At 71.6% G+C, this 4,570-nt stretch carries 5 protein-coding genes; 4 read left to right on the plus strand and 1 reads right to left on the minus strand.

What is annotated here, in order from left to right:
• On the minus strand, positions 1-592 hold a 592-nt coding region (locus tag J0670_RS30860), incomplete at its 3' end, for a serine hydrolase (RefSeq protein ID WP_207815094.1).
• Positions 593-1,658: 1,066 nt separating this feature from the next.
• Here J0670_RS30860 and J0670_RS30865 point away from each other — a divergent pair.
• The 4 genes from J0670_RS30865 to J0670_RS30880 form a co-directional block, all read left to right on the plus strand.
• Positions 1,659-2,195 (plus strand): PadR family transcriptional regulator, encoded by a 537-nt coding sequence (locus J0670_RS30865; protein ID WP_207815096.1) that lies wholly within the window; start codon positions 1,659-1,661, stop codon positions 2,193-2,195.
• A gap of 158 nt (positions 2,196-2,353) precedes the next feature.
• The gene (locus J0670_RS30870; protein WP_207815098.1) at positions 2,354-3,202 is read left to right on the plus strand and encodes a class I SAM-dependent methyltransferase; all 849 of its coding nucleotides are present in this window, start codon (positions 2,354-2,356) and stop codon (positions 3,200-3,202) included.
• Between the two features lie 230 nt (positions 3,203-3,432).
• Positions 3,433-4,317 carry an oxaloacetate decarboxylase gene (locus J0670_RS30875; RefSeq protein WP_207815101.1) on the plus strand — a complete coding sequence of 295 codons (885 nt, stop codon included), beginning with the start codon at positions 3,433-3,435 and terminating at the stop codon, positions 4,315-4,317.
• Positions 4,314-4,570, plus strand: a 257-nt coding sequence (locus tag J0670_RS30880) for a hypothetical protein (protein WP_243437766.1), incomplete at its 3' end; no start/stop codon positions are given. The genes J0670_RS30875 and J0670_RS30880, both read left to right, overlap by 4 nt.

Genomic DNA, 4,570 nt, shown 5'->3' on the forward strand with positions numbered 1-4,570 from the left:
ACTGGGGCACGGTGCCGAGCGGTTCGAGCAGCAGGGTGCGCACGGCCTCGTGCCACGGCATGCCGGTCACCGTCTCCACCAGGCGCCCGGCGGCGACGTAGCCGGCGTTGGAGTAGGAGAAGTCGGCCCCGGGCGGGAACAGCTCCTGCCCGGCGGCGCACACGGCGGACAGGTAGCGCGCCGCGGTGGTCCGGGCGGCCGCGTCGGAGTCCGGTCCGGTGGGCAGTCCCCCGGTGTGGCTGAGCAGTTGGCGAATCGTTACTTCGGGCATTCCCCGCAGTTCGGGGAGGTGGTCGGCGACCGGGTCGTCGAGGTCGAGGTCGCCGTCGTCGGCGAGCAGCAGCACCAGGGCGGCCGTGTAGGGCTTGGTGAGCGACCCCACCGGAACGGCGGTCTCCCCGGTGAACAGGGCGCCGGTGGCGGCGTCGGCCACCCCGGTGTGCAGGGCGAGGACCTCGGCCCCGGTGTCCAGGACCATCTGGGCGCCGGGCACCCGGTGGGTGCGCGCCAGCGTGTCGAGCCGGTGCTGGAGTTCGCGGCGTAAGAGGTACGGCGCGCGCTCACGAACCGGCATCAGGGTGCGGTACGGCATGGGTGGAAGCTCCCGTTGACTGGTTCTCGGGTACGGACCCGGCTTGGCGTCCGCGGATTAATTCCGGATTGGCGGGGAGCGCCCGGCGGATTTTCCGGTCACCTGCGCTCCTTGACTCAGGACTCGCGGGAACGACGGGAATGCGCGGAAGCCCTGCCGGCAACCGTCGGCGGAGCGTGAACGGGAATCACCGGGCACCTTACCGGTACACCGCTGAACCCGCTCGCACGCAGTCGTTCCGGTCCGCTTCGGCGCTCCCCGAGCGGACGGTGCGAATGCGACCGGAATTCCGGGCCGCCCGGGGGAACGGCGAACTGCCGAATGCCTTCACCCCGCCGGCAGGCCAGGCCTGCCCGGCCGCCCCGGACAGGATTCCCGGACCGTCAGTCCGGTCGCCGCTACGGCCCTGACCTGTGTGATCGCCGCACTCGGCATACCCGTCCCCCTTGCGATCCCTCCCCTCGCGACCACCGCGCGGAAGCCTCCGCACGGGCCGCGAGAGCCGCGCAATCATCGCCGACCCGAACGCTCGGATCGACGAACGCGGAACAGTCTTCACGGCCGGTCACCCGCTCGCAACCCCTTGCGATTGAACGGAAAGCGACTCTCCCCGGAATCGGATCCGCAAAATCCCTGGTGCGACTCCCGGCCACGGCCGGAACGCCTGCTCGCGGATGTGAATTCTTTGGCCGAAACCGTCGCTTCCGGATGAGGGCATGCCATCACCAGGTTTTCACAGGAATGTTCGAGTGATTCCACTGATGCCTGGGGTGGCTGTTCGGGAAAGCGACCGGACGAGCCGGGTGCGGCGCGGATGAATTCGGCGGACGCCCGGTGCGGGTGTGGCGGGAGGTGCGCGGGAGGCGTCCGGTTTCCGGAGCGGCCCGCGGACATGCCGGTGGGGCCGCGGTACGCCGCGGCCCCCGGAGACGATCCCGCCCGAGTCGCCGCGCCAAGGCGACTCGGGCGGGCTACCTCGAATAGCGCTACATCGATTCGAGGTAGCTCGACAAGAGGTAACATGCCCGTGCCACGGGGGGCGCACGCAGACGAAAGGGCTTCGATCGTGTTGACGCTCGCGATCCTCGGGTTCCTCTACGACCAACCGCTGCACGGCTACCAGCTCAAGTCCCGGATCACCGGGCTGGCCGGTCACGCCCGGCCGGTCAGCGACGGGGCGCTCTACCCGGCGATCACCCGGCTGGAGAAGGCCGGGCTGCTGGACCGCCGCACCGAGCCGGGCAGCGGGGCGGCGCCGCGTCAGGTCCTGGAGCTGACCGCGGAAGGGCGGGCCGAGCTGCTGCGGCGGCTCGCCGACCCGGAGCAGGCGGAGATCACCGACCAGCTGCGCTTCTTCGCGCTCGCCGCCTTCCTGCACCACCTGGCCGACCCGCCCCGGCAGGCCGCCGTGCTCCGCCGCCGGCTGGCCTTCCTGGAGGCGCCGAGCAGTTTCTTCTACGACGGGGACGGCCGGCCGGTCACCGCCGAGCAGGAGCCGAACCCGTTCCGGCGCGGCATGCTGCTGGTCGCCCGGGCCTCCACCGCGGCCGAGCGGGCCTGGCTGGCGGAGACCATCGCGGAACTGGAGCACCGGGGCGCGTAGGAGGCGGGCCGAACGGCGGGTGACGGGGGCGGAAACCGCGCGGTTCCGAACCGGGTCCGGCCGGGCCGGGGCGTCGCTATGATGATCTGCCACACGTCCACGGCGCCCCTCCGCGGCGTGCCCCTCCGCTGCGCTCCGCCCGTCCCCTGGAGGCCGCCGTGCCCGCTGAAGAGACCGTCGCCCCCCACCCCGCGCCGCTGAAGCGGGACGACATCCCGGGCTGGTTCTTCGGCCTGGACCGGGCCGCCTTCGGACACCTGCTCTCCACCCAGAGCGCGGCAGGAACCACCGGCGACATCCTGGAGTTGGGCAGCTACCTCGGCCGCAGCGCCGTCCTGCTCGGCGACCACCTGCGGCCGGGCGAGCGGCTGACCGTCTGCGACCTGTTCGACTCCGAGGCGGGCGACGCCGACAACGCGGCCGAGATGGCGATGTCCTACCGCAAGACGCTCACCCGCAGCGCCTTCGAGTCCAACTACCTCGCCTTCCACAGCGAACTGCCCGAGATCGTGCAGGCCCCCACCTCGGTGCTGGCCGACGGCCGCATCCCGGCGGGCAGTTGCCGGTTCGTCCACGTCGACGCCTCGCACCTGTACGAGCACGTCGCCGGGGACATCGCGGTGGCGAAGGCGGCGCTCTCCGAACACGGCCTGGTCGCGCTGGACGACTACCGCTCCGAGCACACCCCGGGCGTCTCGGCGGCGGTCTGGGAGGCGGTCTTCACCGGCGGCCTGCGCCCGGTGCTGCTCACCCCGATGAAGTTCTACGGCACCTGGGGCGACACCGGGGCCACCCGCCAGTCCCTGCTGGAGCACGACTGGCGGGCCGCGGGCTACACCGTGGACGAGGACACCATCGCCGGCCAGCGCGTGCTGCGGCTCAACTACCAGGTCAAGGCCCCGGTGCGCTCCACCTCGCGCCGCCTCGCCCTGGACCTCCTGCCCCCGGTCGCCACCCGCGCGACCCGCCGCGTCCTCCAGACCCTGCGCGAGCGGCGCACCATCTGACCCACCGCGATTGCCGCAACGGACCTGGTCAGCCGTGCGGTCAGGCCTGCCCGGACTTTGTTTGGCAGCTAATATTTCTGCCATATTTTCAAGTTCTCCTTTCACTCACACGAGGGATTCTCACTTAAAGAATTGCCCATGGAACAGTAAAGGGCGCACAGTGATGACACCTGGACTTGGTCTAGCGAAGGTCAAGTCCGGGCAAAATCATCGCGAGCGAGGAGAGTCCCTTGTTCCACGGTTCCACCACGACGCTCCCCGGCCGGCGGCTGCGCGCGGAGATCGCGAGCCCCGGCACGACGCCGCTGATCGGCGTCTACGACATGTACTCGGCCTCCATCGCGGCCGAGCACTACGACGGCATGTTCGTCTCCGGCTTCGGCTTCGCCGCCTCCCACTACGGCCTGCCGGACATCGGCTTCATCGCCTGGCCCGACATGGTCGGCTTCGTCGAGCGGCTGCGCGGCGCCTTCCCGCGCCACCACCTGCTGGTCGACATCGACGACGGCTACGTCGATCCCGAGGTCGCCTGCCACGTCGTGCGCAGGCTGGAACGCATCGGCGCCTCCGGCGTGATCCTGGAGGACCAGAAGCGCCCCCGCCGCTGCGGCCACGCCGACGGCAAGCAGGTCCTCCCGCTGGACGAGTACCTGGCCAAGCTCGACGCCGTCCTCGCCAACCGCACCGACCTCCTGGTGGTCGCCCGCACCGACGCCACCGAGGAGCGGGAGATCCTGCACCGCGCCCGCGCCCTCGCCGAGACGGAGGCCGATGTGGTGCTGGTGGACGGCGTGCGCAGTGAGGAGTGGATCCGCCGGATCCGCCGGGAGGTCGGCGACAGGCCGCTGCTGTTCAACCAGATCGAGGGCGGCAAGTCCCCCCGGCTCTCGCTCTCCGAGCTGGCCGGGCTCGGGGTGGACGTGGCGATCTACAGCACGCCGTGCCTGTTCGCGGCGCACCGGGCGATGGAGGAGGCGCTGGCGGGGCTGAAGGTCGCCGACGGGCGGTTGCCCGCCACGGCCACCGAGGGCCGACGGGTCGGGGTGCGGGAGTCCACCGAGCTGCTGGAGCGGAACCTCACCCGCTCCCGCGAGCTCCTGGCGGTGTCGGGATGAGGGCCGGCTCGCGCGGGCCCTCACCGCCCTCCCCGCGCACCGTGCTGCGGGCCACCGCAGTGGGGCTGGCGGGAGCGTGCGCCGCGCTCGCCGTCGGGGCGGTGCCGGCCGCGGCGGGTGGCGCTCTGATCACCGTCATCGACAACTCGAACGCCGACTCCTGGCTGGAGGTCGACCGGACGGCCAACCTCCAGAACGGCAGCGGCTCGGCGGGCAGCGACCACGACGGCGCCGGGTCCCTGACCGGCGGCCT

Source organism: Streptomyces sp. FH025 (genome assembly GCF_017427025.1).
In the GTDB taxonomy this organism is placed as follows: domain Bacteria; phylum Actinomycetota; class Actinomycetes; order Streptomycetales; family Streptomycetaceae; genus Kitasatospora.